Origin of the sequence: Herbiconiux sp. VKM Ac-1786, from assembly GCF_015350805.1 — a bacterium.
GTDB lineage: Bacteria > Actinomycetota > Actinomycetes > Actinomycetales > Microbacteriaceae > Herbiconiux.
Genome location: NZ_JADKSG010000002.1, coordinates 692,658 through 718,661, shown reverse-complemented (window position 1 = coordinate 718,661; position 26,004 = coordinate 692,658). Strand labels below are relative to the sequence as shown.

Annotated in this window: 20 protein-coding genes; 12 read left to right on the top strand and 8 right to left on the bottom strand. The window is 71.2% G+C overall.

The features are described from left to right. Window positions 1-86 precede the first annotated feature (86 nt). The 4 genes from ITJ64_RS14315 to ITJ64_RS14300 all read right to left on the bottom strand — a co-directional run bounded on the left by ITJ64_RS14315 (window position 87) and on the right by ITJ64_RS14300 (window position 6,904). The gene (locus ITJ64_RS14315; protein ID WP_194681422.1) at window positions 87-800 is read right to left on the bottom strand and encodes a DUF4191 domain-containing protein; all 714 of its coding nucleotides are present in this window, start codon (window positions 798-800) and stop codon (window positions 87-89) included. Between the two features lie 1,484 nt (window positions 801-2,284). Further along, window positions 2,285-3,823 carry a 2-oxoglutarate dehydrogenase, E2 component, dihydrolipoamide succinyltransferase gene (gene sucB / locus ITJ64_RS14310; RefSeq protein ID WP_194681421.1) on the bottom strand — a complete coding sequence of 513 codons (1,539 nt, stop codon included), beginning with the start codon at window positions 3,821-3,823 and terminating at the stop codon, window positions 2,285-2,287. A 96-nt stretch (window positions 3,824-3,919) separates the two neighbouring features. Beyond that, window positions 3,920-5,293, bottom strand: a complete 1,374-nt coding sequence (gene lpdA, locus ITJ64_RS14305; protein WP_194681420.1) for a dihydrolipoyl dehydrogenase — start codon at window positions 5,291-5,293, stop codon at window positions 3,920-3,922. A gap of 90 nt (window positions 5,294-5,383) precedes the next feature. Next, window positions 5,384-6,904, bottom strand: a complete 1,521-nt coding sequence (locus ITJ64_RS14300; protein ID WP_194681419.1) for a leucyl aminopeptidase — start codon at window positions 6,902-6,904, stop codon at window positions 5,384-5,386. 146 nt (window positions 6,905-7,050) lie between these two features. Here ITJ64_RS14300 and ITJ64_RS14295 point away from each other — a divergent pair, with 146 nt between their 5' ends. The 5 genes from ITJ64_RS14295 to ITJ64_RS14275 all read left to right on the top strand — a co-directional run bounded on the left by ITJ64_RS14295 (window position 7,051) and on the right by ITJ64_RS14275 (window position 13,011). Continuing rightward, entirely contained in the window at window positions 7,051-7,977 is a 927-nt protein-coding gene (locus tag ITJ64_RS14295; protein ID WP_194681418.1) for a proteasome assembly chaperone family protein, read from the top strand. Window positions 7,978-8,028: 51 nt separating this feature from the next. Then, entirely contained in the window at window positions 8,029-9,342 is a 1,314-nt protein-coding gene (locus ITJ64_RS14290) for an MFS transporter (protein ID WP_194681416.1), read from the top strand. Between the two features lie 216 nt (window positions 9,343-9,558). Further along, window positions 9,559-10,881 carry an RNA polymerase sigma factor gene (locus ITJ64_RS14285; RefSeq protein WP_194681415.1) on the top strand — a complete coding sequence of 441 codons (1,323 nt, stop codon included), beginning with the start codon at window positions 9,559-9,561 and terminating at the stop codon, window positions 10,879-10,881. A 4-nt stretch (window positions 10,882-10,885) separates the two neighbouring features. Beyond that, complete coding sequence (locus ITJ64_RS14280) at window positions 10,886-12,250, top strand: MurT ligase domain-containing protein (RefSeq protein ID WP_194681414.1); 1,365 nt, start codon at window positions 10,886-10,888, stop codon at window positions 12,248-12,250. Then, a complete protein-coding gene (locus ITJ64_RS14275; RefSeq protein WP_194681413.1) occupies window positions 12,247-13,011 on the top strand; it encodes a type 1 glutamine amidotransferase in 765 nt (254 codons plus the stop codon). Before ITJ64_RS14280 ends, ITJ64_RS14275 begins: the two co-directional genes overlap by 4 nt. A gap of 24 nt (window positions 13,012-13,035) precedes the next feature. Here ITJ64_RS14275 and ITJ64_RS14270 read toward each other — a convergent pair whose 3' ends face one another. Next, the gene (locus tag ITJ64_RS14270) at window positions 13,036-15,123 is read right to left on the bottom strand and encodes a type IIA DNA topoisomerase subunit B (RefSeq protein WP_370545195.1); all 2,088 of its coding nucleotides are present in this window, start codon (window positions 15,121-15,123) and stop codon (window positions 13,036-13,038) included. Between the two features lie 227 nt (window positions 15,124-15,350). Between ITJ64_RS14270 and ITJ64_RS14265 the strand changes: the two genes are divergently transcribed. After that, complete coding sequence (locus ITJ64_RS14265) at window positions 15,351-15,578, top strand: hypothetical protein (RefSeq protein WP_173181092.1); 228 nt, start codon at window positions 15,351-15,353, stop codon at window positions 15,576-15,578. 27 nt (window positions 15,579-15,605) lie between these two features. On the opposite strand, the gene ITJ64_RS14260 is transcribed toward ITJ64_RS14265, so the two are convergent. After that, complete coding sequence (locus ITJ64_RS14260) at window positions 15,606-18,080, bottom strand: DNA topoisomerase (ATP-hydrolyzing) subunit A (protein ID WP_194681411.1); 2,475 nt, start codon at window positions 18,078-18,080, stop codon at window positions 15,606-15,608. 75 nt (window positions 18,081-18,155) lie between these two features. On the opposite strand from ITJ64_RS14260, the gene ITJ64_RS14255 reads away from it, so the two are divergent. After that, window positions 18,156-19,316 (top strand): alkaline phosphatase family protein, encoded by a 1,161-nt coding sequence (locus ITJ64_RS14255; RefSeq protein ID WP_194681409.1) that lies wholly within the window; start codon window positions 18,156-18,158, stop codon window positions 19,314-19,316. Between the two features lie 32 nt (window positions 19,317-19,348). Here ITJ64_RS14255 and sepH read toward each other — a convergent pair whose 3' ends face one another. Further along, complete coding sequence (sepH, locus tag ITJ64_RS14250) at window positions 19,349-20,557, bottom strand: septation protein SepH (RefSeq protein ID WP_194681407.1); 1,209 nt, start codon at window positions 20,555-20,557, stop codon at window positions 19,349-19,351. Between the two features lie 201 nt (window positions 20,558-20,758). Here sepH and ITJ64_RS14245 point away from each other — a divergent pair, with 201 nt between their 5' ends. Then, on the top strand, window positions 20,759-21,052 hold the full coding sequence (locus tag ITJ64_RS14245) for a DUF4193 domain-containing protein (protein ID WP_066038695.1): 294 nt from the start codon (window positions 20,759-20,761) through the stop codon (window positions 21,050-21,052). A 22-nt stretch (window positions 21,053-21,074) separates the two neighbouring features. Here ITJ64_RS14245 and ITJ64_RS14240 read toward each other — a convergent pair whose 3' ends face one another. Further along, the gene (locus ITJ64_RS14240; protein WP_194681406.1) at window positions 21,075-21,521 is read right to left on the bottom strand and encodes a DUF3093 domain-containing protein; all 447 of its coding nucleotides are present in this window, start codon (window positions 21,519-21,521) and stop codon (window positions 21,075-21,077) included. Between the two features lie 68 nt (window positions 21,522-21,589). On the opposite strand from ITJ64_RS14240, the gene dut reads away from it, so the two are divergent. From dut to ITJ64_RS14220, 4 genes are read left to right on the top strand one after another with little or no spacing between them, the layout of a single operon-like run. Further along, window positions 21,590-22,048, top strand: coding sequence for a dUTP diphosphatase (gene dut / locus ITJ64_RS14235; protein ID WP_194681405.1), 459 nt, complete (start codon window positions 21,590-21,592; stop codon window positions 22,046-22,048). Then, complete coding sequence (locus ITJ64_RS14230) at window positions 22,045-22,734, top strand: DUF3710 domain-containing protein (RefSeq protein WP_194681404.1); 690 nt, start codon at window positions 22,045-22,047, stop codon at window positions 22,732-22,734. The genes dut and ITJ64_RS14230 overlap by 4 nt, the downstream gene beginning before the upstream one ends. A 4-nt stretch (window positions 22,735-22,738) precedes the next feature. Next, a complete protein-coding gene (locus ITJ64_RS14225) occupies window positions 22,739-23,494 on the top strand; it encodes a DUF3159 domain-containing protein (RefSeq protein WP_370545194.1) in 756 nt (251 codons plus the stop codon). Further along, complete coding sequence (locus ITJ64_RS14220; protein ID WP_194681403.1) at window positions 23,494-25,896, top strand: HAD-IC family P-type ATPase; 2,403 nt, start codon at window positions 23,494-23,496, stop codon at window positions 25,894-25,896. Before ITJ64_RS14225 ends, ITJ64_RS14220 begins: the two co-directional genes overlap by 1 nt. The last annotated feature ends 108 nt before the right edge of the window (window positions 25,897-26,004 follow it).

The following is a 26,004-nucleotide window of genomic DNA, read 5'->3' as shown; positions in this document are numbered from 1 at the left end:
TGCGGTTCTCCTACTCCTGCTCCTACTCCTACGACTGAAGGCCCCGTCGCGTGACGGGGCCTTCAGTCGTTACGGGGCGCTTTCGCTTACCGGCCGCGCTGCGGGCGCATGCGCATCGGGTCGATGCCCTTGGGGATCGGCAGCGGCGACGACGACAGCGACGTCAGCCGGTTCGACACCGCGAGCACCTCGGGCTTGGTGAGCGTCGGCTTGATCTTCGCGAGGGTGCGCGGCACGCGGTGCAGCGGCACCGTGCCGGCGTCGGGGCCGACGTTGATGAAGGTCACGGGCACGTTCGGGAGGATGCGCAGCACCTTGCGGCGCTCGTCCTCCTGCATCTTCGTGGTGCGGGTCTTCGAGCCTTCGCCGATCAGCACGACACCGCCGCGGCCGACCGCGCGGTAGACCGCGTCCTGCGTCTTGCCGTTGACCGCGATGGGCATCTCGCTGCCCGTCCAGCTGCGGCGGAGCGAGCTGCGGAGCACGGCACCGACGGCACCAGGCTGACCCTCGATCTGCTTGTAGGCGGCGCGCTCGGCACGACGGCCGAGGATGATCAGGGCGGCCAGCAGACCCGCGAGCACGCCCGCCAGGATCCACATCACCATGCCGAAGACGTTTCCGCCCGCGAGCACGAGCGCCAGCACCACGCCGACGATCACGGGCAGGGCGAAGCCGAGCGCCATGATCCACACCGCGTGGGAGTCGTAGCGGCGGGTCATCTTGAAGACCGACCACATCTGCTTCAGACGGCCGGGCTCTTTGGGCTTCTTCGGGGTCTTCTCGGTGTTGCGTGCCATGACTCCAAGGATACGGGGTGGCACCGTCGTCGGGGGCCACGTTCTCTGCGGGCGTGCGGTGTTCCTGCACAGGCAGTTCCGGATGCTCGTCCCTCCCCAGATCGCGCGGTGACCGCCACGGCCTCCGTCGGGCGCGGCAGCCTTCTCGCATGACCGTTCCCGCACCCCTCGGCCCCGGCTACGTTCCCGGCTACCGTCTCACCGAGCTCGTGGCGGTGGGGGAGCGGGCCAACGTGTTCCGCGCGCATCCCGTCGCGTCCCCCGGGGCGACGGTGATCGTCAAGGTGTGGGTTCCGGATGCGCGGGCCGCCTGCCGCGCGGAGTGCGAGGTGCTGGCGCGGCATCCCGTCGCGGCGATGCCGACGCTCGTGGCGTGCCTGCGTACGTCGCACGACGATCCCGTCACGGTGATGACGCTCGTTCCGGGCCGGCCGGCCGAGCCGGCGGCGCTGGGCCCGGAGGCGGCGGCCTCCCTCGCCGCCACGGTCGCGGCGCTGCACGCGATCGGGATCGCGCACGGCGCGCTCGACCGCTCGGCGTTGCTCGTCGATGCCGGCGGAGGCTTGGGCGTCGTGGGGTTCGGGCGGGCGGTGATGCTCGACCCGGCGCACGCCGGGCGGGCGGACTACGAGGTCGCGCGGGCAGCCGACCTCCGGGTGCTGCTCGCGGTGGCGCGGGGCGGTATGGGCGCTGACGGCGGCGGGCCGAACGAGGCCGACGCATCGGTCATGCGGCCGGATGTCACGCAGTCGCACCAGCAGCCGGAGCCGCCGCTGGTCGCGCGTGATCCGTGGCGGCCGGTGGACGTGGAGCCGGTCGAGGCGCCGGAGCTGCAGTTCGTCGAGACGCTGGAGCCCGCCGTGCTGGCGGTGCGGGAGAGCTGGGCGGCCGTGCGCCGCTCGGTGCGGTCGCGCGGACGGCGCGCCGTGGCGGGCCGGCACCGGCGGATCGCTCTGGTGGTCGGTGCGGCGGCGGCGGCGGTCGCCGTCGTGGTGGTGGCGTTGCTCGTGCCCGTCCGGGGCGAGGGGGAGGCCGCGTCCCGCGTGCCTCCCGCCGAGCCGGGTGCGGCGTCACCGTCGCCGTCCGGAGGCGCCTCGCCCGTGGTGCCGGCCGTGCCCGGCTACGCCGACCCCAAGGCCGATCCGGTGGCGGCTGTCACGGAGCTGCTGGCCGATCGAGCGGCCTGCCTGGCGGGGGAGGGAGACGACTGCCTGGAACGGGTCGAGAGCCAAGGCTCTCCGGCACTCGCTCAAGATCAGGCACAGACGGCAGGCGTCAGCGAGCACGGTGCAGCCGATCCGCTGGGCGGCACCGTGGGCGGGGTCGAGGTGGTGCAGGACTTCGGGGGACTGGTGCTGCTGCGGGCCACCGTGTCAGGCGCGACGGACGGTGGGGCGGAAACGGCGAAGCCGGTCTCGCTCCTCGTGGTGAGGGGCGAGACCGGCTTCAGGATCCGCTCGTACGAGCTGGAGTCGACCGCGGGGTCAGATGCCGAGGTCAGCCTCGAAGGCGCCCTCTTCGAGACGGTTCTTGACCGCGCTGAGGAAGCGGGCGGCGTCGGCACCGTCGACGATGCGGTGGTCGTAACTGAGGGCCAGGTAGACCATCGAGCGCACGGCGATGGCGTCGGCTCCGTCGACCTTCACGATGGCCGGCTTCTTCACGACCGCGCCGGTGCCGAGGATGGCGACCTGCGGGAGGAAGACGAGCGGCGTGTCGAACAGCGCGCCGCGCGAACCGGTGTTGGTGAGGGTGAAGGTGCCGCCGGCCAGCTCGTCGGGCTTCAGCTTGTTGTCGCGGGTGCGGGCGGCGAGGTCGGCGATCTGGGCCGCGAAGCCCGCGATGTCGAGGTCACCGGCGTTCTTCACCACGGGGGTGAGGAGGCCGCGCTCGGTGTCGACCGCGATGCTGATGCTCTCGTGGTCGGGGTAGACGATGCTGTCGCCGTCGACCGTGGCGTTGATGATCGGGAACGCCTTGAGCGCCTCGGCAGCGGCCAGGGCGAAGAACGGCAGGAAGGAGAGCTTCTGGCCGGTCTTCTCGAGGAACGAGCCCTTCACCGAGTCGCGGAAGGCCGCGACCTTGGTGACGTCGACCTCGACCACGGTCGTCAGCTGCGCCGACGCCTGCATCGAGGCCACGGCGCGCTCGGCGACGACCTTGCGCAGGCGCGACATCGGCTGCGTGGTGCCCCGCAGCGGCGAGGTCTCGAGCTTGGTGCTCGCGGCCGGCTTCTCGGCGGCGGCCGGAGCGGTGGCGGGGGCCTTGGCCGCCTCGGCGGCGGCGAGCACGTCCTCCTTGCGGATGCGGCCGCCGACACCCGAACCGGTGACGGTCGACAGGTCGACGCCCTGGTCGTGGGCGAGCTTGCGCACCAGCGGGGTGACGTAGCCGGCGTTAGGACCGGACTGGGTGGCCGGAGCAGCGGCGGCCGGGGCAGCAGCGGCCGGGGCCGGAGCAGCAGCGGGAGCAGCGGCCGGAGCCGGGGCGGCAGCGGCGGGAGCCGGAGCAGCAGCGGGGGCCGGGGCAGCAGCGGCCGGGGCGGCCGGAGCCGGAGCGGGGGTCTCCTGCACGGGCTCGGGAGCCGACGGCGCGGGCTCCTCGGCGGGGGCCGGGGCGTCGACCGAGGGGGTCACGACCTCCTCGGGCTTCTCCTCGGCGGGAGCGGCCGGAGCGGGCTCCGCGGCGGCGGCCGGCTGAGCCGGGGCGGCCGACTCGGCGGGAGCGGCGGGCGCCTCCTCGGCGGGGGCCTCGGCCGGGGCCGGAGCAGAGTCGCCTCCACCCGAGCCGTCGCCGATGCGCACAAGCGCGGTGCCGACCTCGACGGTCTCGTCCTCCTGGACGAGGATCTCTTCGATCACTCCCGCGACGGGCGACGGGATCTCGGTGTCGACCTTGTCGGTCGAGACCTCGAGAAGGGGCTCGTCAACTTCGACGCGATCGCCGACGTTCTTGAGCCACCGGGTGACCGTTCCTTCGGTGACACTCTCACCGAGTGCGGGAAGGTTGACGGATTCGCTCATGACCTTTGTCTCCTTATGGAACAGTTCTTATTCAGCCTAGTCGGCACGGTGGTTGGGGGCACGGGCCCGGTCGGTGCGGCCCGGAGGCCCGTCCGATCAGATGGCGTGCAGGGGCTTTCCGGCCAGAGCGAGGTGCGCCTCGCCGAGTGCCTCGTTCTGCGTGGGGTGCGCGTGCACGAGCGAGGCCACGTCTTCGGGGTAGGCCTCCCAGTTCACGATCAGCTGCCCCTCGCCGATCAGCTCGCCGACGCGGGCGCCGATCATGTGGATGCCGATGACCGGGCCGTCGTTCAGACGCACGACCTTCACAGAACCGGTGGTGCCGATGATGTGGCTCTTGCCGTTGCCGGCCAGGTTGTAGTCGTAGACGGAGACCTTCTCGTCGCCGTACTTCTCCTTGGCCTTCGCCTCGGTGAGGCCGACCGACGCGACCTCGGGGTCGGAGTAGGTGACCTTGGGGATGTTCACGTCCTCGACGACCTGCGGGTTCAGGCCCGCGATCTCCTCGGCCACGAAGATGCCCTGCTGGAAGCCGCGGTGGGCGAGCTGGAGGCCGGGAACGATGTCGCCGACGGCGTAGACGCCGGGGACGCTCGTCTGGAGGCGGTGGTCGGTGATGACGAAGCCGCGGTCGACGTTCACGCCCGCCTCCTCGAAGCCGAGGCCGGCGGTCGCCGGGCCGCGCCCGACGGCGACGAGCAGCAGGTCGCCCTCGAAGGTCTTGCCGTCTTCCAGCGAGACGACGACGCCGTTCTCGTTCTGCGTGACGCCCGAGAAGCGGGTGCCGAGGTTGAAGGCGATGCCGCGCTTGCGGAAGGCGCGCTCGAACTGCTTCGAGATCGCCTCGTCCTCGTTCGGCACCAGGTGGGGGAGCGCCTCGACGATGGTGACGTCGACACCGAACGACTTCCAGACGCTCGCGAACTCGACGCCGATGACGCCGCCGCCGAGGATGACGACCTTGTTCGGGATGAAGTCGAGGGCCAGGGCCTGCTCGGAGGTGATCACCCGGCCGCCGATCTCGAGGCCGGGGAGGGTGCGCGAGTACGACCCGGTCGCGAGCACGATCTTGCCGCCCGTGATGGTCTGGTCGCCGACCTGCACCGTGGTGGGGGAGGTCAGCCGGCCCTCGCCGGAGATGGTCGTGATGCCGCGCGCCTTGACGAGGCCCTCGAGGCCCTTGTACTTCGAGGCGACGATGCCCTCGCGGTAGGCCGTGACCGCCGCGATGTCGATGCCGCCGAAGGTGGTGTTCACGCCGTACTTCGCCGACTCGCGCGAGACGTCGGCGACCTCGGCCGAGTGCAGGAGCGCCTTCGTCGGGATGCAGCCGCGGTGGAGGCAGGTGCCGCCCACCTTGTCCTTCTCGATCATCGCGACCGTGAAGCCCAGCTGACTGGCCCGCAGAGCGGCCGCATAGCCGCCGCTGCCGCCGCCGAGAACCACAATGTCAAAATTCTGTTCCGACACCTAGCAACTCCCTCGTGCATAGAGATCCAGGCCCGCATGCGTGGGTGGGCATGGAAGAAGGGCGATGTTGTTTTCGCCCCTACGACCTTACTACGCGCGGGAGAAGGCCTCGGCAAGGCGGAGCAGGGTGCGCACCGTCACACCGGTCGGTCCCTTGACGGTGTAGCCGTAGCCGCCGTCCTTGTTCTGGGCCGGGCCGGCGATGTCGAGGTGGGCCCAGGGGATCGTCACCCCGGCGTCGTCCTTGCCGATGAAGTCCTTGAGGAAGACGCCGGCGACGAGCATCCCGCCGGCGGTGTTGCCCGGCTTCACGTTGGCGATGTCGGCGATGTCGGAGGCGAGCAGCGCCCGGAGCTCGTCGGGCAGCGGCATCGGCCAGATCTTCTCGCCGGCGGCGTCGGCGGCCTGGAGCACCTGGTCGACGAGGCGCTCGTCGCCCATCGCGGCGGTGTAGCGGTTGCCGAGCGCCACGACGGCGGCGCCGGTGAGGGTGGCGACGTCGATGATCGCGTCGGGCTTCTCCTCGCTCGCGGCGACGAGGCCGTCGGCCATCACGAGCCGGCCCTCGGCGTCGGTGTTCAGCACCTCGACCGTGCGGCCGCCGCGGATGGTCAGCACGTCGCCGGGGCGGATGGCCACGCCCGACGGCATGTTCTCGGCCAGGCAGAGCCACGCCGTGAGCCGCACGGGCAGGTCGAGGCGGGCGGCGGCGATGACGGCGGCGAGCACCGTCGCCGAGCCGGCCATGTCGTACTTCATGCCGATCATCGACACCGGGGGCTTCAGCGAGAGGCCGCCCGTGTCGAAGGTGATGCCCTTGCCGACCAGCGCGATGTGCTTCTCGGCCGCGGCCGGGTGGTACGAGACCTTCACCAGGCGGGGCGGGCGGGTCGAGCCCTGGCCGACCCCGGCGATGCCGCCGAACCCCTGCGCCACGAGCTGCTCCTCGTCCCACACGGCCACCTCGATCGGCAGGCCCTCCACGAGCGCCTGCACCTGGTCGGCGTAGTTCGACGGGTAGAGGTCGAGGGCGGGCACGTTCACCAGGTCGCGCACGAGGTCGACGGCCTCGACCGAGGTGCGGGCACGCTCCAGCGCGGTCGCGGCGTCCTCCGCGGCGAGCGCCCCGTGCACGATCTCGAGGCGGCGCGGGGCCACGGGCTCCTCGGAGGTGGTGCCGGTGCCCCGGTAGTCGGTGTAGTCATAGGCACCGAGCCCGGCACCCTCGGCGACGGCCTCGAGCTCGGCGGGCGTCTCGACGCCGAAGTCGAGCACGACCGGTGCGGCTCCGGTGGCCCGGCGTCCGGCGACGCCCGCGGCGTAGCGGAGGGCCTCGAGGTCGGGCTCGGCGGTGCCGAGTCCGACGACCGCCACGGCCTTCGCCGCGACGCCGGCGGGGGCGGGCAGGCGCACGAACTCGTCCTTCTTGCCGCCGAAGGCCACGGCCTCCAGCGACGCCTCGAGGGCGGCCTCGATCTCGGTGCCGAAGGAGGCGCCGAGCGAGCCGCGCACACTCACCTCGCCGTCGGCGGTGGAGGCGGCGACCACGAGCAGCTCCTCGTCGGTGAGCTGCTGGTCGGGGGAGCGGAGGGAGAGCGAAGCCGAAGTCATCCCGTCAGCCTAACCGGGCGGAATCGGCCGGTCCCGATGCCCGCGCGCCGTGATCCCCCTGCACCTCCGCTATTCCCGATCCCTGTTCGCTCTGGGCATGCGACCCGCGCCCGAGGCGCGCCGACGCTCCCGATTAGAGTTGAAGCATGGACAATCCGAGCGGTCTCTATGACGTCGTGGCCGAACCGGGCCTCGTGCCCGACGGGCTCCAGCTCGTGGCCGCCCTGTCGGGCTTCACCGACGCCGGTGGCGCCGTGGCGCAGTTCGGCGAGTACCTCCTCGACACGCTCGAGTCGACGGTCGTCGCCGAGTTCGACCCCGACATCCTGCTCGACTACCGGGCCCGCCGGCCGATCATCACCTTCGATCAGGACCACATCAGCGACTACCAGCCGCAGGCCCTGCGCCTGCACCTGATGACCGACGAGATCGGGCAGCGCTTCCTGTTCCTCAACGGCTTCGAGCCCGACTTCCAGTGGGAGCGCTTCTCGGCCGCCGTGATCGAGCTGGTGCAGCTGTTCGCCGTGAGCACCACCACGTGGGTGCACGCCATCCCGATGCCGGTGCCGCACACCCGTCCGGTGCGCGTGACCGTCAGCGGCAACCGCTCCGAGCTGATCGACGCGCTCTCGGTCTGGAAGCCCACGACCCAGGCGCCGGCGAACGCTCTCCACCTGGTGGAGTACCGCCTGCAGGAGCTCGGGCATCCGATCGCCGGGTTCGTGCTGCTCGTGCCGCACTACCTCGCCGACACCGAGTACCCCACCGCCGCCCTCGTGGCGGTCGAGAGCGTGAGCGCGGCCACCAGCCTGATCTTCCCCACCGACCGCCTCCGTGAGGAGGGTCGGGTATTCCTCGGCAAGATCGACGAGCAGGTGCAGTCGAACACCGAGCTGGCCCGGCTGGTGACGACCCTCGAGGAGCGCCACGACGCCTACATGGAGGGCAACGGCGTGCGCTCCCCGCTCACCGACGTCGACGGCGAGCTGCCCTCGGCCGACGAGATCGCCGACGAGCTCGAGCGCTTCCTGGCGGGCAACCGCTTCGGCGACGACGACGGCCGCTCCGCCTGACGGACGCCCGTTCCGCCCGGCGCCTGACCGGCCCGGAGTAGCATTGGCGCAGTGAACTCCCGCCGCTCCTGGATCGTCTTCGCGGTCGGCGTGTTCGCCTACATGGCGGCGGTGCTCCAGCGGTCGACCCTCGGTGTCGCCGGAGTCGACGCAGCCGAGCGGTTCGAGACCTCGGCCGCCCTGCTCTCCGCGCTGGCCGTGCTGCAGCTGGTCGTGTACGCCGGCCTGCAGATCCCCATCGGCCTCCTGATCGACCGGGTCGGCCCGAAGCTCCTGATCACCACCGGCTCGGCGATCATGGTCGCCGGTCAGCTCGTGCTCGCCTTCGCCCCGTCGATCGGTATCGCCATCGCGGGCCGCATCCTCGTCGGCGCGGGCGACGCCGCCGTGTTCATCTCCCTGATCCGGCTGATCAACTCCTGGTTCCAGGGCCGCAGTGTTCCGCTGCTGTCGCAGTGGACGGGCAACATCGGGGCGATCGGGCAGATCCTGAGCGCCCTGCCGTTCGCCTGGGTGCTGCACAACGTCGGCTGGACGCCGGCGTTCGCGGCGGCCGCCTCGCTCTCGTTCGCGGGCTTCGTGCTCGGCGTCGCCTTCCTCGCCGACCGTCCCGCGGGGGTGCCCGAGCAGCCCCGGGTCGCGTCGGTGAAGGATGCCGTGCGCGGCCTGGGCACGACGCTCAAGCGCCCGGGCACCCAGCTGGGCTTCTGGACGCACTACGTGACCCAGTCCTCCGGAACCGCGTTCGCGCTGTTCTGGGGCTTCCCCTTCCTGGTCTCGGCCGTCGGGATCGAGCAGGGCACCGCCTCCGTGCTGCTCGTGCTGATCGTGCTCACCGGACTCGTGGCCGGGCCGATCCTCGGCATCCTGACCGCGCGCTTCCCGCTCCGCCGCTCGAACCTGGTGCTCGGCATCACGGCGACCCTCGGGCTCGTCTGGGCGGCCGTGCTGCTGTGGCCCGGCGTGCCGCCGTTCTGGCTGATCGTGCTGCTCGTCGTGTCGATGGGCGTCGGCGGCCCGGGCTCGCTGATCGGCTTCGACTTCGCCCGCTCGTTCAACCCGATCCGCTCGCTCGGCTCGGCCAACGGCATCGTCAACGTCGGCGGCTTCACGGCCAGCTTCGTGATCATGTTCCTGATCGGCCTGATCCTCGACGCGCAGTTCGACGCGGGCTGGAGCGGCTCGCTCTACGACCTCGACGCCTTCCGGCTCGCCTTCTCCGTCCAGTACCTCGTGATCGGCTTCGGGGTCGTGATGCTGCTGCGCGCGCGACGCCGCACCCGCCGCAAGATGGAGGAGGACGAGGGAATATCCGTGGGCCCCATCTGGGTTGCACTCCTCAGGAAGTGGAAGCGGAGAGGGTGACCCGTCCGGGGGCGAGACGGTGAGCGGTCTTCCGTTTCCATGTCATAATTGATATGAAGACCCGTTCCTGTGCACGGTTGCAGCGCTTTCAGAGGCTGCGCGAAACCGGCACTTGACATGGGTCTTAGTAATGTCCAAAAACATCTTCACGCAGTGGGCTCTCCGCCCGGAGCCACGAGCTCGATCCGCCCGCCGCGTGGCGTGAAAGGTGAACTAATGGCCACCCCCAAGTCCGCAGACACCCTCGAGAAGGCGACGACGCCCGACGAGGTCGAGACGGCGGCTCCCGCCGCCAAGCGGCCCGCCGCGAAGGCGAAGCCGGCCACCAAGACCGCCGCCAAGCCGAAGACCGCGGCGAAGGCCGCCCCCAAGCGCGCCACCAAGGCCAAGGCCTCCGACGACGACGAGACCGAGCCCGACGAGGAGACCGAGGTCGAGGTCGACGTCGAGGCCGACACGGAGACCGTCGCCGAGGGCGACGCCGACACGGCCGAGGGCGACACCGACGGCGACGACGACAAGACGGCGAAGCCCGCCGCGGCCGAGGAGGCGCTGCCCACCGGCGCCCTCGTGCTCTCGCTCGTCGACGACGAGGACGAGGTGCCGGTCTACTCCAGCACCATCACGGGCGCCACCGCCGACCCGGTCAAGGACTACCTGAAGCAGATCGGCAAGGTCGCGCTCCTGAACGCGGCCGAAGAGGTCGAGCTCGCCATGCGCATCGAGGCGGGTCTGTTCGCCGAGGACAAGCTGGCCAACACCGAGAACATGACCCCGCAGCTCAAGCGCGAGCTGCAGTGGGTCGCGAAGGACGGCCAGCGCGCGAAGAGCCACCTGCTCGGGGCGAACCTCCGCCTCGTGGTCAGCCTCGCCAAGCGCTACACCGGTCGCGGCATGCAGTTCCTCGACCTGATCCAGGAGGGCAACCTCGGTCTCATCCGTGCGGTCGAGAAGTTCGACTACACCAAGGGCTTCAAGTTCTCGACCTACGCCACGTGGTGGATCCGTCAGGCCATCACCCGCGCCATGGCCGACCAGGCCCGCACCATCCGCATCCCTGTGCACATGGTCGAGGTGATCAACAAGCTGGCCCGCGTTCAGCGCCAGATGCTGCAGGACCTGGGCCGCGAGCCCACGCCGGAAGAGCTCAGCCGCGAGCTCGACATGACGCCCGAGAAGGTCGTCGAGGTGCAGAAGTACGGCCGCGAGCCCATCTCGCTGCACACGCCCCTCGGCGAGGACGGCGACAGCGAGTTCGGCGACCTGATCGAGGACACCGAGGCGGTCGTGCCGGCCGACGCGGTGGGCTTCACCATGCTGCAGAAGCAGCTCGAGTCGCTGCTCGACTCGCTCTCCGAGCGCGAGGCCGGCGTCATCCGCATGCGCTTCGGCCTGGGCGACGGCATGCCGAAGACCCTCGACCAGATCGGCGACACCTTCGGGGTCACGCGCGAGCGCATCCGCCAGATCGAGTCGAAGACCATGGCCAAGCTCCGCCACCCGTCCCGCTCGCAGTCGCTCCGCGACTACCTCGAGTAGGCCGGTGACAGTCCGCACCACGGCCGCCGTCCTCGTCGGACGGGCCGTCCGGGTCGCCGCACGCCTCCGCGGCGGCGGCTCGGCCATCCCCGGCAACATCGCCCTGCGCATCGACCCGGGCTTCCTCGAGCGCACCATCGCCGCCATCCCCGACGGCGTCGTCGCGGTGTCGGGCTCGAACGGCAAGTCGACCACCACGAACATGCTGGCGGCGATCATCCGGGCCCACGGCCTGAAGGTCTTCACCAACCCCTCCGGCGGCAACCTGCCGCAGGGCATCGCCTCGGCGCTGCTCTCCGAGGTCTCGGTGGGCGGCCGGCTCGACGCCGACATCGCGATCCTCGAGGTCGACGAGGGCTACGGCACCCGGCTCGCCGAGCTGCTGAAGCCCAAGACGGTGCTGCTGCTGAACATCCAGATCGACCAGCTGAACCGCTACCACGAGCCCGATCGCGTCGCCGCGATGCTGGCCCGGGTGGCGGCGACGTCGACCGACGGCCTGATCCTCAACCGGGAGGACAACTTCCTGGTCGACCTCGACACCCGCATCCCCGCCCACTCCGGCCGCGCGGTCTCGTTCTTCGGCGGAGTGCCCGAGCTCGTCGAGCCGGCCAGCCACGGCGTCGCCTCGGCCGACCGCTTCGGCGACGCCGGCGCGAAGCCCGGCTCCCGGCCGGCCGCGGTCGAGGTGGTGGCCCTCACCGGCAGCCGCGCCACCCTGGCCATCGAGAAGGCGACGCTCGACGCGGGCACGACCTCCGCGTCGGCCGGGTCGACGGATGCGGTGGCCGGCTCGCCGGAGGATCGCACCCTGATCGAGGTCAAGCTCCCGTCCCGCGGCCTGCACTACGCGCTCGACGCGGCCGGTGCCGCCGCGACCGCCCGCAGCGTGCTCGGCGACCGCTTCCGTCCGGAGCTCGTCAGCCAGGCGCTCGACTCGCTCGCCACCGTCTACGGGCGGGGCGAGATGCTCGTCGTCGACGGCGAGCAGATCGAGATCATCATGATGAAGAACCCGGCGAGCCTGCAGCTCAACCTCGACTCGCTCGAGTCGGCGCCCGAGCAGGTCTTCCTCGCGGTCGACGAGGGCACGCCCGATCCGTCGTGGATCTGGGACATCGACTTCTCGGCCCTCGACCACGTCGACGGCGTCACGGGCTCCAAGGCGTGGCAGTTCGCCACGCGCTTCGGCTACCTCGGCATCCCGGTCGGCTCGGTCGACCTCGACGTGCGCGCGGCGCTGAAGGCGTTCCTCGCGCTTCCGAAGCCGGCCACCGGACACAAGGTGATGATCCTGAACTACGAGCAGATGATGGGCATCCGCAAGATCCTGGGCTTCAAGGAGCTCGAGGGCGGGGGAGCGGCATGAGCGCGGCCTCGACGGGTGCGCTGCGCATCCTGCACCTGTTCCCGCGGCTGCTCGGGCTGAACGGCGAGAGCGGCAACGTCGAGATCCTGCGCCGGCGCGCCGAGGCCCGGGGCCTGCCGGTCGAGGTGCTCAGCTACGACGGCCCCGACGACAGCGCGGTGCGGTCGCGGTTCGACGACGCCGACCTGGTCTTCATCGGCAGCGGTCCGGTCTCGGCCGAGCTGATCGCGCATCCGCTCGTCGTGGCGATCGCCGGCGACCTGCGGGCGCTGGCCGACGACGGCCGGCCCGTGCTCGCCATCGGTGCCGGGTTCCAGCTGCTCGGTCAGACGATCGCGCTGGAGTCGGGCCAGGTGCTCGAGGGCGCCTCGGTGTTCCCGGTCGCGACCCGCCACGGCGGAACCCGCGTCGTGGGCGACTTCGTGCTCGACTCGCCGCGGATCGGCCCGATCGTGGGCTTCGAGAACCGCGGCTCGTTCGTCGACGTCGGTCCGCACGGCACGCTCGGCCGGGTCGTCTACGGCCGCGGCAACTCCGAGACCCCGGGCGAGGAGGGCTTCTGGGAGGACAACCTCCTCGGCACCCACATGCACGGCCCGGTGCTCGCCAACAACCCGGCCCTCGCCGACTCGCTGCTCGACACGGCGCGCCTGCGCCGAGGCCTCGAGTACACCGACCCGGCCCCCGAGTCGCTCCGCCTCGTCGACGAGAGCGCCCGCCAGGCGCGCGCCACGATCGCGGCCAGCCCCCTTTCCGAGTAGCGGAGGGGACGGCCTGGCGTCGCGTCAGACGTCGATGCGGTCGCGGGAGAGCTTGTCGGAGCCCGCGATGATGAACTCCTTGCGCGGCGGCACCTCATCGCCCATCAGCAGCTCGAACATCCGCTCGGCCACGGCCGCGTCGGCCACGTTCACCCGGCGGAGCGTGCGGTGGCGCTTGTCCATCGTCGTCGAGGCGAGCTGGTCGGCATCCATCTCACCGAGCCCCTTGTAGCGCTGGATCGGGTCCTGGTAACGGCGGTTCGACTTCTTCAGCTGCGCCAGCACGCCGTTCAGCTCGGCCTCGGAGTAGGTGTAGATCGTCTCGTTCGGCTTCGAGCCGGGGTTGATCGCCACGACACGGTGCAGCGGCGGCACGGCGGCGTAGACCCGGCCGTCCTCGATCAGCGGCCGCATGTAGCGGAAGAACAGCGTCAGCAGCAGGGTGCGGATGTGCGCCCCGTCGACGTCGGCGTCGCTCATCAGGATGATCTTGCCGTAGCGCGCGGCCGACAGGTCGAACGAGCGGCCCGAACCGGCCCCGATCACCTGGATGATCGACGCGCACTCGGTGTTGGAGAGCATGTCGGCGATGGACGCCTTCTGGACGTTCAGGATCTTGCCGCGGATCGGCAGGAGCGCCTGGAACTCGCTCGAGCGCGCCAGCTTCGCCGTGCCGAGCGCCGAGTCGCCCTCGACGATGAACAGCTCGCTCTGGGCGACGTCGGAGGAGCGGCAGTCGACGAGCTTCGCGGGCAGCGACGAGCTCTCGAGCGCGTTCTTGCGGCGCTGGGTCTCCTTGTGGGCGCGGGCGGAGATGCGCGACTTCATCTCGGCCACGACCTTGTCGAGCACGAGCGAGGCCTGGGTCTTGTCATCGCGCTTGGTCGAGGCGAAGCGCTCGGCGAGCCCCTTCGTGACCACCTGGGAGACGATGTTCCGCACCGCGGGGGTGCCGAGCACCTCCTTGGTCTGGCCCTCGAACTGCGGCTCGGGCAGGCGCACCGTGAGCACGGCGGTGAGGCCGGCCAGCACGTCGTCCTTCTCGAGCTTGTCGGTGCCGACCTTCAGGCGGCGCGCGTTCGCCTCGACGGTCTGGCGCAGGAACTTCAGCAGCCCGGCCTCGAAGCCGGTCTGGTGCGTGCCGCCCTTCGGGGTCGAGATGATGTTGACGAAGCTGCGGAACGCCGTGTCGTAGCCGATGCCCCAGCGCAGGGCCAGGTCGACCTCGCACTCACGGCGCAGCTCGGTGGGCAGCATCGCGCCCGACTCCGAGAGCACGGGCACGGTCTCGGTGAAGGTGCCGGAGCCCTGGATGCGCCAGACGTCGGTGACAGGGGCGTCGGCGGCGAGGTGCTCGACGAACTCCGAGATGCCGCCCTCGTAGCGGAACGACTCCCGCCGCGGCTCCTCGCCGCGCTCGTCGTCGATCTCGATGGCGAGCCCGGGCACGAGGAAGGCGGTCTGGCGGGCACGGTTGACGAGGTCGTCGGTCTGGAACTCGGCACCCTTCGTGAAGATCTGCCGGTCGGCCCAGTAGCGCACCCGCGTTCCGGTGACGCCGCGCTTGACCTTGCCGACCACGCGCAGTTCGCTCTGCTTCTCGAACGGGGTGAACGGCGCATCCGGGCTCGGCTCGGCGCCCCGGTCGTCGAAGACGCCGGGCTCACCGCGGTGGAACGACATGGCCCAGGTCTTGCCGTCGCGGTCGACCTCGACGTCGAGGCGCTCCGAGAGGGCGTTGACGACGGAGGCACCGACACCGTGCAGCCCGCCGGAGGCGGCGTAGGAGCCCGAGCCGAACTTGCCGCCGGCGTGCAGCTTGGTGAAGACGACCTCGACACCGGAGAGCCCGGTCTTCGGCTCGATGTCGACCGGGATGCCGCGCGCGGTGTCGCGCACCTCGACGCTGCCGTCGCCGCGCAGCACGATGTCGATCGAGGTGCCGTGGCCGCCGAGCGCCTCGTCGACGGAGTTGTCGATGATCTCCCAGAGGCAGTGCATGAGACCACGGGAGTCGGTGGAGCCGATGTACATGCCGGGGCGCTTGCGCACGGCCTCGAGGCCCTCGAGGACGGACAGGTGCCGGGCAGAGTAGTCGGACGGTGTGGCCACCGGGTCTCCTTCGTGGTTCGCGGAGAGCACGTCGGCCTCCTCGTCCAGGGTAATCGCTGGGCGGAGCCGCCCTGCCGCGCCACACAGGCGGACCCCGAGGCCCGAGGCCGAGATACCGGATGCACGGTACGCGCAGAGCGAAACACGGGGCATTGGCGACGAGGCCACCCCAATCGGTGCTTTGATTGCAGGTAACCCGATCCGCCCGAGCAGCTAAGGAGCAGAAGATGCAGTCAATCGCCGACACCGAGGCTGTCTCCGACATCGAGAACGCCTACCAGCTCACCGCCGCCGACCGCTGCGACAGCTGCGGCGCGCAGGCCTACATCCGAGTCGACATGCCGTCCGGCGGAGAGCTCCTGTTCTGCGCCCACCACGGTCGCAAGTACCAGGAGAAGCTCTCCCAGGTCGCGACCGGCTGGCACGACGAGTCCGCGAAGCTGCTCTCGAAGTAGCAGCCGCTCCGTCAGCTCGCCGCTCCGTCAGCTCGCTGAGCGCTCGGCCCCGACCGACCCCACGACGCCGCCCAGACCCACTCCCGACGCATCGCGCCGGGCCCCGACCTCGGGGAGGGTCCGGGCGGCGCCGTCGTTGGCGACGGCGAGCGCCGGAGCCGGCCCCGCCCAGGCCACGGTGAGCAGGTCCTCGCCCTTCAGGAAGCGGTGGGCCCGCACGCCGCCGGTCGCCCGGCCCTTCGGCGGGAACTCGGTGAACTCCGACACCTTGCCGGTGCCCGGGTCGGCGCCGGCGAGCGTCGCGGTGCTCCCGGCGATCGTCACGACGACGGCGTCTCCCGTGTCGGGCACCGAGCCGAAGAAGATCACCGAGGCGCCGGAGCCCAGGTTGATGCCGGCCATGCCGCCCGCGGTGACGCCCTGCGGCCGCACGCTCGCCTGGAAGAAGCGCAGCAGCTGCGCATCCGAGGTGATGAAGACCAGCTCGTCGTCCTCGGAGTGCTGCGCGACGCCGACGACCTTGTCGCCGGGCTTCAGCGCGATGACCTCGAAGTCGGGCTTCGCGGGGTAGGCGCCGGCGGCGACGCGCTTGACGACCCCCTGGGCCGTGCCGAGCGCGACGGGGACCGCCGAGGTGAGCGAGACCAGGCCCACGATCTTCTCGCGCTTGGCGTCGAGGGCGAGGTAGTCGCTGACGCGCACCCCGGCACCGAGCTGCACCGAGTTGGCGGGCGCCGCGGGGAGGTCGAGCACGGGCATCCTGATCAGCCGGCCCGTGTCGGTGATCGCCCCGACCTCGGAGCGGCGGGTCGTCGTGACCTCGCTGCGGATGGCGTCGTGCTTGCTGCGGCGGGCGCCCACGACGGGGCCCGTCGACCCGCCGGAGCCGTCCGCCGGCTCCTCCCGGTCGACCCGGAGCACGCGGCCCGTCGTGCTGAGGTAGACGGTGCACGGCGCATCGGCGACCTCGAGCACGGGCTGCGAGCGCCGTGAGGCCGGCGCCTGCGGTCGCGCCTCGGTGAGCAGGGTGCGGCGCGGGGTGCCGAACTTCTCGGCCACCTCCTCGAGCTCGTCGGAGACGGCCCGGCGGATGAGCGCGGGGTCGCCGAGCAGCGCCTCGAGCTGCGCGATCTCCTCGCGCAGGCGGTCGCGCTCGGCCTCGAGCTCGATCAGCGAGAACTTCGTCAGGCGGCGCAGGCGCAGCTCGAGGATGTAGTCGGCCTGCAGCACGCTCAGCTCGAAGACCTCGATCAGGCGGGCGCGGGCGGCCTCGCTGTCGTCGCTCGTGCGGATGACCTGGATCACCTCGTCGATGTCGAGGATGGCGATCAGGAGACCCTCGACGAGGTGCAGGCGCTCGTTACGGCGCGCCAGACGGTAGCGGGTGCGCCGGGTGACCACGTCGATGCGGTGGTTGATGTAGACGATCAGCAGGTCGCGGAGGCCGAGCGTCAGCGGCCCGCCGTCGACGAGCGCCACGTTGTTGATGTTGAAGCCGTCCTCGAGCGGGGTGAGCTTGTAGAGCTGCTCGAGCACCGCCTCCGGGTTGAAGCCGGTCTTGATGCCGATCACGAGGCGCAGCCCGTGGGTGCGGTCGGTGAGGTCGGTGACGTCGCTGATGCCCTGCAGCTTCTTCGAGGTGACGCCGTCCTTGATCTTGGCGATCACCTTCTCGGGGCCGACGAGGTAGGGCAGCTCGGTGACGACGAGGCCCACCTTGCGGGCGGTGAGGTTCTCGACCGAGACCTTCGCCCGGGTCTTGAAGGCGCCGCGGCCCGTCTCGTAGGCGTCGCGCACGCCGGCCAGGCCCACGATGGTGCCGCCGCCCGGCAGGTCGGGGCCCGGGATGAACGACATCAGCTCGTCGAGCGAGGCATCGGGGTGCTCGAGCAGGTAGCGGGCCCCGGCGACGACCTCGATCAGGTTGTGCGGGGCCATGTTGGTGGCCATGCCGACCGCGATGCCCGTGGTGCCGTTGACGAGCAGGTTCGGGATGGCCGCGGGGAGCACGTCGGGCTGGGTGAGCTGGTTGTCGTAGTTCGGCACGAACTCCACGACGTCCTCGTCGAGGTTCTCGACCATGGCCATGGCGGCCGCGTCGAGGCGGGCCTCGGTGTAGCGCGAGGCGGCGGGGCCGTCGTCGAGCGAGCCGAAGTTGCCGTGGCCGTCGACGAGCGGCACCCGCATCGTCCAGGACTGCGCGAGGCGCACCAGGGCGTCGTAGATGGCGGTGTCGCCGTGCGGGTGCAGCTTGCCCATCACCTCGCCCACGACGCGGGCGCTCTTGACGTGCCCGCGGTCGGGGCGCAGGCCCATGTCGCTCATCATGTACAGGATGCGGCGCTGCACGGGCTTCAGGCCGTCGCGGGCATCGGGCAGGGCGCGGGAGTAGATGACCGAGTACGCGTACTCGAGGAACGAGTCCTGCATCTCCGTCGAGACGTCGACGTCGAGGATCTTCTCGACGACGGCTTCGGACGGATCGTTCTTCGCTGCTGTCATTCCATGGTTTCTCGTGGAGCCGCGCACGCCCGGATGCAGGGGCGGGGCTGGAGGTCGTGTGCCAGACTTGGCCGAATGGTCACCATGCTACCGACGCGCGCGGCGGGGGAGCTGACGCTCGCCGACGTGTTGCCGAGTTGCACGCGGGCACTGGCGGGCGAGCCGAACGCCCTCGACCTCCCCGCGGCCGAGCGCATCGTCGTCGTGCTGGTCGACGGTCTCGGCACGGCCGCCCTCCGGGCCCGAGCCGGTCACGCCCGCTCCCTGACCGCCGCTCTCACCAAGCGCTCCAGCCTCGTCAGCGGCTTCCCGACCACCACGGCCGCCGCCCTCTCGTCGCTGACGACCGGCACGCGGCCCGGCGAGCACGGCATCGTCGGCTACACGGCGCTCGTGCCGCACGCGAACGCCGTCGTGAACCAGCTCTCGGGCTGGTCGGAGACCATGGACCCGGCCACCTGGCAGCGCCGCCCCACCGTCTTCGAGCAGCTCCGCGCCGCGGGTATCCCCTCGAACACCGTCGGGCCCGCCAAGTACGCGACCTCGGGCCTCACGCAGGCCATCCTGCGCGGCGCCGAGTACGTGCCCGCCGGCTCCATCGCCGAGCGCTTCGCCGCAGCCCGCCGCCTGCTCGACCAGAGCGGCCGGCGCATCGTCTATCTCTACGTGCCCGAGCTCGACCAGCTCGCGCACGCGAAGGGCTGGGAGTCCGACCGCTGGCTCGCCACCCTCGAGACGCTCGACCAGGCCTACGGCGGCTTCGTGTCGCAGCTGCGGCGCGGCGAGGGCCTGCTGCTCACCGCCGACCACGGCGTCGTCGACGTGCCCGTCACGGGGCACGTGCTCTTCGGCGAGGTGCCGTCGCTCGTCGAGGGCGTGCGCCACATCGGCGGCGACCCGCGCTGCGTGCAGCTCTACCTCGACCCCGCTCTGCCGGCTCCGGATGCCCGTGCCGCCGCCGACCGCCTGGCCGACGCCTGGCGCGCCGCCGAGGGCTCCCGGGCCTGGATCGCGACGCGCGACGAGGCCGTCGCCGCCGGCTGGTTCGGCCCCACGGTCGACGACGAGGTGCGGCCGCGGATCGGCGACGTGATCGTCGCCGCCCGCAAGCTGGTCGCGTACTACGACGGACGCGGCGGCGACACGACGGGGCAGTCGATGATCGGCCAGCACGGCTCGCTCACCGACGAGGAGACGATGGTTCCGCTCTTGCGCGCCGGAGCGTTCGCCCGCTAGTCGCGGCCGGAACCGCCCCGGCCGGCGTCCGCCTAGGCCGGGTCGTCGTCGCTGCGGGCGCCGAAGACGATCTCGTCCCAGCTCGGCATCGACGCGCGCTGGCGCTTCGCCCGGGGCTGCGGGCCGGTCGCCCCGCGCCCGCCCTTGCCGGCCGGTGCGTCGGCCAGCTCGGAGCCCAGGCCGTCGAGCGGGGTGTCGCCGGCCTCGGGGCCGAACAGGTCGGCGATCTGCTGGGCGTCGTCGCGATCGGCACCGCCCGTCGACTCGCGGTCGAGGGCCCGCGGCCCGCCGAAGACCGGATGCTCGGCCGTCTCCTCGGGCTCGGACGCCGCCGCCTCGCGCTCGCCCCGCCGGCGCCGCAGCGCCTCGAGCAGGTCGGCGGTCTGGTTGTGGTCGGCCGGCTCGTCGTCGGAGCGCTTCACGGCGAAGGCGTCGAAGGGTCGGTTCTCGGCCCGTCCGGCCGCCTCGCGGGAGGGGTCGCGCAGCAGGCGGCTCGCACCCACCACGGTGGTCGGGGTCTCGGACGGGGCGGGTGCGGCGGGTGCCGTGGGCTCGGCGTGCGCATCCGGAGTCGTCTCGGAGTCGGCACCGCGGTCGTCGAGCGGGTCGAAGGCGCCGCTGTCGAAGCGCTGGCCGTCGTTCGCCGACACCGCGCGCAGCCGCGGGATGAGCCCCTCGGTCAGCTCGCCGTGCCGGGAGAGCGTGGTGGCCTCGTTGTTCAGGGGGGTGAGCACGTGGCGCTTCGGGTCGAACTGCCAGCGGGCGTCGTGCTCGATCTCGCGGGAGGTGAAGGTGAGCTTGACGATCCAGCCCGACTCGTCCTTCCAGCTCGCCCAGCGCACGTCCTTCGCGTCGAGGCCCTCGAGGCGCTCCTCGAGCGCGTCGCCGAAGGTCGACAGCGGCTCCTCGCCGAGCGGGTCGGCGGGGGAGGTGGGCTGCACGGGCACCCGCAGGGCGGAGTCGACCATGAACTGGCGCTCGGCGAGCACGGGCCCCTCGAAGCGCTCGACGTACTCGACGTCGGCCCCGGTGAGCTCGGCGACCTCGACGGCCGACAGCCCGGCGCGGATGTGCATCTGGATCTCGCGCGGCGAGACCTTCTTTCCGCCCTGCGCGGACGCGATGCTCGCACGGAGCCGGGATTGGAGCACGTCGTCGATGACGATGCGGAAACGCTCCCCGCCGTCGCTCGAGACGATCAACGCCCCGTTCTCGACTCCGATTACCGTTAGATCCTGCATGGTGGAAGGCCTCCAGAGGTCACTGTTCGCTGACAGGATGCCATGCGGTGCGGCCCGCACGAGGGAATGTTCCGGGCGTGCCGGAAGTTGATGGCGCCATGAGTATTCATTGCTCATTCGACGGTTTGCTATTCGGGCATCAATGATGCAAACTAACGCCGCCGATTTGGTTAAACGGCTGTATTCAAGAAGTGGATGGGCATGGCGACTGATTACGACGCACCGCGCAAGACCGACGACGACTCGGACTCGATCGAAGCGCTGAAGGAGCGAGTTCCGGACAAGATGTCCGGCGTCGTAGATGTCGATGACGCCGACAACCCGGGTGGTTTCGAACTCCCCGGGGCCGACCTCTCCGACCTCGACCTGGATGTCGTCGTCCTGCCCCCGCAGGCCGACGAGTTCACCTGTGTGAGCTGCTTCCTGGTGAAGCACCGCTCGCAGATCGATCACGAGGAGAAGCTCGGCGCCATCTGCGTGGAGTGCGCCTCCTAGAGGCCCTTCGCGCGAGGCGCGCCTAGCGCACCGTCACCGCATCGATGAGATCGCCGGGACGCCGGCTCGACACCAGCCAGTAGGGTGTCGGGTCCTGCGGATCGGCGATTCGCATTTTAACCACCGGCTTGATCCAGCCGCGGATGCACAGGAACGCCCGGGCGTCGAGACGGGTACCCCGCTCGGCGAAGGCCTCCGGGCCCTCGTAAGCCGTGCATCCGCCGAGAAGATCGAGGGCGATGGATGCGCGGCCGACCCTCAGCCGGCCCCCCGACACCTCGATCACCGGAGCGGTCGCCACCAGCACGGCCAGCACCCCGGCGTAGAGCACGAGCCCCACGGCGGTGCCGACGACGAGCCCCGGCACCGCGGTCACCGGCGCGAACACCAGGATGCTCGCGGGGATGACGAGGGCGGTGGCCACGAAGACCCAGAGCGACGGGGTGAGCCGTTCCCGATAGTGCGACATGGCTCTATTCGATCATCCTTTGCGGGTGGGGCCCGACAGGCGGGGAGCGGATGCCCTAGCCTCGTCTCGTGACATCCACCACCGAGATCCTGATCACGGCGCCCGAGGTGCCGGAGTACGCCCACCCGGGAGACGCGGGAGCCGACCTCCGCTCGGCCGAGGCGTTCACGCTCACCCCGGGGGAGCGGCGGCTCGTCGGCACCGGCGTGGCCATCGCGCTGCCCGACGGCTTCGCCGCCTTCGTGGTGCCCCGATCGGGTCTCGCCGCGAAGCACGGCATCACGATCGTCAACGCGCCCGGCACCGTCGACGCGGGCTACCGCGGCGAGATCAAGGTCGCCCTCCTCAACACCGACAGCGCAGTGCCGTACGATATCGCCGTCGGCGACAGAATCGCGCAACTGATCGTGATGCCGGTGACACGAGCCGTGTTCGTACCCGTCGAGACGCTCCCCGGGAGCGATCGCGGGCAGGGCGGCTTCGGGTCGACCGGATACTCGTCGCCCACGAACGGAAACCAGTCATGACCGACAACGAACTCGTTCCAGAAGAGCCCACCGAGGGCGAGCTGGCGACCACCGACGACGCCGCCACCGGTGACGACGCCGCGGAGGTCGTCGACCGCGACGCCAAGTCCGCGCCCGCCGACCGTGCCACCGACGGCCCCTTCGACGCCACCGAGGCGAGCCCCGCCCGGCCCTACGTCGACCTCGGCGGCCTCAAGATCCTGCCCCGCGAGGGGCTGCACCTGCGCCTGGAGGTGGAGGAGGGCACCAACCGCGTCGTCGCGGTCGGGCTCGACTACGCCGGATCGACGCTGCAGGTGCAGGCGTTCGCCGCTCCTCGTTCCACCGGGCTGTGGAACGAGATCCGCGAGCAGATCGAGGACCAGATCCTCAAGCAGGGCGGCAAGAGCACCGCGCAGGTGGGCCCGTTCGGCCCCGAGCTCGTGGCCGGGGTGCCGGCCACGGCGCCCGACGGCACGCAGGGCATGCGGATCGCCCGGTTCATCGGCGTCGACGGCCCGCGCTGGCTGCTGCGCGGCGTGATCGCCGGCGAGGCCATCCAGAACCCCACCGCCAAGGCGGCCGTCGAGGAGCTGTTCCGCAGCGTCGTCGTCGTGCGCGGCACGCAGCCGATGCCGCCGCGCGACCTGATCCCGCTGAGCATCCCGAAGACCGCGGCCTCGGGCGCCACGCCCGCTGCCGGCTAGCGCCGTGAGCGACGCCCAACCTGGCCGCGACGCGGAGCGTCAGCCCACTTTCCACGAGGCGTTCGCCCAGGCGGCCCGGAACGCCGGCATCGGGCAGGTGAAGCCGGGGGAGACCCCGTCGGGCTCGTCGCTGCTTCGGGCCATCGGCGGCGTGCGCGGGCTGATCGAGTCGATCCTGCCCGGGCTCGCCTTCCTCGTGATCTACACCTTCACGAAAGACCTCGTGCTCGCGGTCGTGGCACCGGTCGCCGTCTCGGTGGTCTTCGTCATCGTGCGGCTCGTCATGCGGAGCGCTCCGATGCCCGCCATCGCCGGCCTGCTCGGCGTCGGCGTCTCGGCGGCCCTGGCGCTGTTCACCGGCCGCGCCGAGGACAACTTCCTCGTCGGCATCGCGATCAACACCGTCTGCCTGATCGTGCTGCTGGTCTCGCTGATCGTGCGCCGGCCGCTGATCGGCGTGATCGTCGGGCTCCTCGCCAATGACCCGGCCGGCTACCGCACCGATCCCGCCAAGGGCCGGGTCGTGCTGGTGGCGACGTGGTGCTGGGTCGGGCTGTTCGCCGCGCGGCTGCTGTTCGAGCTCCCGCTCTACCTCGCGGGCGAGACGACGCTGCTCGGATCGGTGAAGCTGATCATGGGCGTGCCGCTGTACGCGGGGCTGCTCTGGGTGACCTGGCTGCTCGTGCGGGCGGCGTACTCGAAGCCGGCCTCCGACCCGCTGACGGCCGAGACGACCGAGTCGACCGAGACGACCGAGTAGTGGCCGCGCCAGGGGAGCGCGTCGGTGCGGGGGAAGCGCCGGGGCTGAGCGCCGAGGAGGTCGCCGAGCGGGTCGCCCGCGGGCAGACGAACGAGCAGGACGCGTCGCTCTCGCGGTCGGTCTCGAGCATCCTCAGGGAGAACGTGCTCACGTTCTTCAACGGCATCCTCACCGCCTGCTTCATCGCCGTGCTGCTGCTCGGCGACCTCGGCGACGGGCTCTTCTTCGGCATCGTGGTCGTCAACTCGCTGATCGGCATCGTGCAGGAGCTGCGCGCCAAGCGCAGCCTCGAGCGCCTGGCGCTGCTCTCGGCCCCCGAGACGGCCGTGCGCCGCGGGGGAGCGGTCGTCGTCGTGCGGCCCGAGCGGATCGTGCTCGACGACCTGATGCTGCTGCGGCCGGGCGACCAGGTCACCGCCGACGCCACCCTCGGCAGCGCCAGCGACCTGCTGGTCGACGAGTCGATGCTGACCGGCGAGTCCGAGCCCGTCGCCAAGCGCGCGGGCGACAAGGTGCTGTCGGGCTCGCTGGTGGTCTCCGGTACCGCCGAGGCGACGGTCACCGCGGTCGGCGCCGACTCCTACGCCAACACGCTGACCCGCGAGATCAAGCGCCACTCCGTGGTGTACTCCGAGCTGCGGGCCGCCACCACGCGCATCCTGGTGTACCTGACCTGGCTACTGCTGCCGATCATCGCGATCGTCGTGATCGGGCGCGTCATAGCCTACAGCGGCGACGGCACGAGCCCCGAGGACTTCCGGCAGGCCGGTATCGACACGGTCGCCGCCGTGGTCGGCATGATCCCCGAGGGCCTGGTGCTGCTGACGAGCCTCGCGTTCGGGGTCGCCGTGATCCAGCTCGGGCGGCAGAAGGTGCTCGTGCAGGAGCTCGCCGCGGTCGAGGTGCTGGCCCGGGTCGACGTGCTCTGCCTCGACAAGACCGGCACGCTCACCACCGGCGAGATCGGCTTCGAGCGTCTCGTCACGATCGACCCGGCCGACGGCTCGCCGCCGTTCGGCGACACCGAGCTCGACGCGGTGCTCGGCCTGATCGCCCACGACGTGGCGGCGAACCAGACCGCGCTGGCCCTGCGAACCCACTTCGACGCCGACGGCGGCACCGTGCTCGAGCGGCTGCCGTTCAACTCGCGCCGCGCCTTCAGCGCCGTCACCTTCGACCGCGACGGCTCCCGCGAGACCTGGCTGCTCGGCGCCCCCGAACGCCTGCTCGAGGGGTTCCCGGATGCCCTCGCCGCCGCCCAGGGCATCGCCTCCGGCGGTCGCCGTGCGCTCGCGCTCGGGCGCGGCGCGGGCACGGCCTCCGACTACGCCGAGCGGGTCACCCCGGGCGAGGGCTTCCGGCCGGCCGCGATCGCGGTCTTCCATGAGACGGTGCGAACGGATGCGCGGCCGACGCTGGACTACTTCGACGAGCAGGGCGTGCGGGTCGTGGTGCTCTCGGGCGACAACCCGGTCACGGTCGGCGCGATCGCGGGGGAGCTCGGCCTGCCCGGCGAGGCGCGGGACGCCTCGACCCTCGTCTCGGACGAGTCGCTGGTTAAGGCGCTGGCCGGCACCAGCGTCTACGGCCGCGTCGCCCCCGAGCAGAAGCGCCGGGTCGTGCACCAACTGCAGGCCGACGGGCACACCGTGGCGATGACCGGCGACGGCGTCAACGACGCCATGGCCGTCAAGGACGCCGACCTCGGCATCGCGATGGGCAACGCCACCCCGGCCACCCGTGCGGTGTCGCGGATCGTGCTGCTCGAGGGCCGCTTCGACCGCCTGCCGACCGTGCTCGACTACGCCCGCCGGGTGATCGCCAACGTCGAGCGGGTGTCGAATCTGTTCCTGACGAAGACCGTCTACGGCATCGTGCTGGCCGTGGTGGTCGCCGTGCTGCTCTGGCGCTTCCCGTTCCTGCCCCGGCAGATGACGCTGGTGTCGACGCTGGCCATCGGCATCCCGTCGTTCTTCCTCGCTCTGGCGCCGAACCGACGGCGGTACCGCCCGGGCGTGCTGAAGCGCATCCTGAGCTTCTCGATCCCGTCGGGGCTGATCGCCTCGGCCGCCGTGATCGCCTCGTTCGCGGTGCTGAGCGAGCTGCTGCCGCTGGACGAGACCCGCAGCCTCGTGACGATCACCCTGTTCATCGTCTCGCTCTGGGTGCTGAGCGTGCTGGCGCGGCCGTTCTCGAAGGCGCGGCTCGCCCTGATCGGCTCGGTCACCCTCGCCTTCGCCGTGTCGTTCACGATCCCGCTCGCCCGGGACTTCTTCGCCCTCGAGGTGCCCGGGCTGCCGGGTCTCGCCTTCGCGGTCGGCGTCGGCGTCGTGGGAGCGGCCGGGATCGAGCTCTGGTATCGCATCGCCCGCTCGAGGGGGCTGGTCTCCGACCGGGAGTGAGCGGCGGGCCGGGTGCTATATTTATCTTGACGTCAAGATAAATCAATCAGGCGTGAACCGGCTCCCGGGGCCTTTTTCGGTAAGGGTTCCCTTGCTAGCCATTCACCC

Coding starts and splice junctions, on each gene's coding strand:
- ITJ64_RS14315 (WP_194681422.1), bottom strand. CDS start 800: ATGGCACGCAACACCGAGAAGACCCCGAAGAAGCCCAAAGAGCCCGGC.
- sucB (WP_194681421.1), bottom strand. CDS start 3,823: ATGAGCGAATCCGTCAACCTTCCCGCACTCGGTGAGAGTGTCACCGAA.
- ITJ64_RS14300 (WP_194681419.1), bottom strand. CDS start 6,904: ATGACTTCGGCTTCGCTCTCCCTCCGCTCCCCCGACCAGCAGCTCACC.
- ITJ64_RS14295 (WP_194681418.1), top strand. CDS start 7,051: ATGGACAATCCGAGCGGTCTCTATGACGTCGTGGCCGAACCGGGCCTC.
- ITJ64_RS14285 (WP_194681415.1), top strand. CDS start 9,559: ATGGCCACCCCCAAGTCCGCAGACACCCTCGAGAAGGCGACGACGCCC.
- ITJ64_RS14275 (WP_194681413.1), top strand. CDS start 12,247: ATGAGCGCGGCCTCGACGGGTGCGCTGCGCATCCTGCACCTGTTCCCG.
- ITJ64_RS14265 (WP_173181092.1), top strand. CDS start 15,351: ATGCAGTCAATCGCCGACACCGAGGCTGTCTCCGACATCGAGAACGCC.
- ITJ64_RS14260 (WP_194681411.1), bottom strand. CDS start 18,080: ATGACAGCAGCGAAGAACGATCCGTCCGAAGCCGTCGTCGAGAAGATC.
- ITJ64_RS14255 (WP_194681409.1), top strand. CDS start 18,156: ATGGTCACCATGCTACCGACGCGCGCGGCGGGGGAGCTGACGCTCGCC.
- sepH (WP_194681407.1), bottom strand. CDS start 20,557: ATGCAGGATCTAACGGTAATCGGAGTCGAGAACGGGGCGTTGATCGTC.
- ITJ64_RS14245 (WP_066038695.1), top strand. CDS start 20,759: ATGGCGACTGATTACGACGCACCGCGCAAGACCGACGACGACTCGGAC.
- ITJ64_RS14240 (WP_194681406.1), bottom strand. CDS start 21,521: ATGTCGCACTATCGGGAACGGCTCACCCCGTCGCTCTGGGTCTTCGTG.
- ITJ64_RS14230 (WP_194681404.1), top strand. CDS start 22,045: ATGACCGACAACGAACTCGTTCCAGAAGAGCCCACCGAGGGCGAGCTG.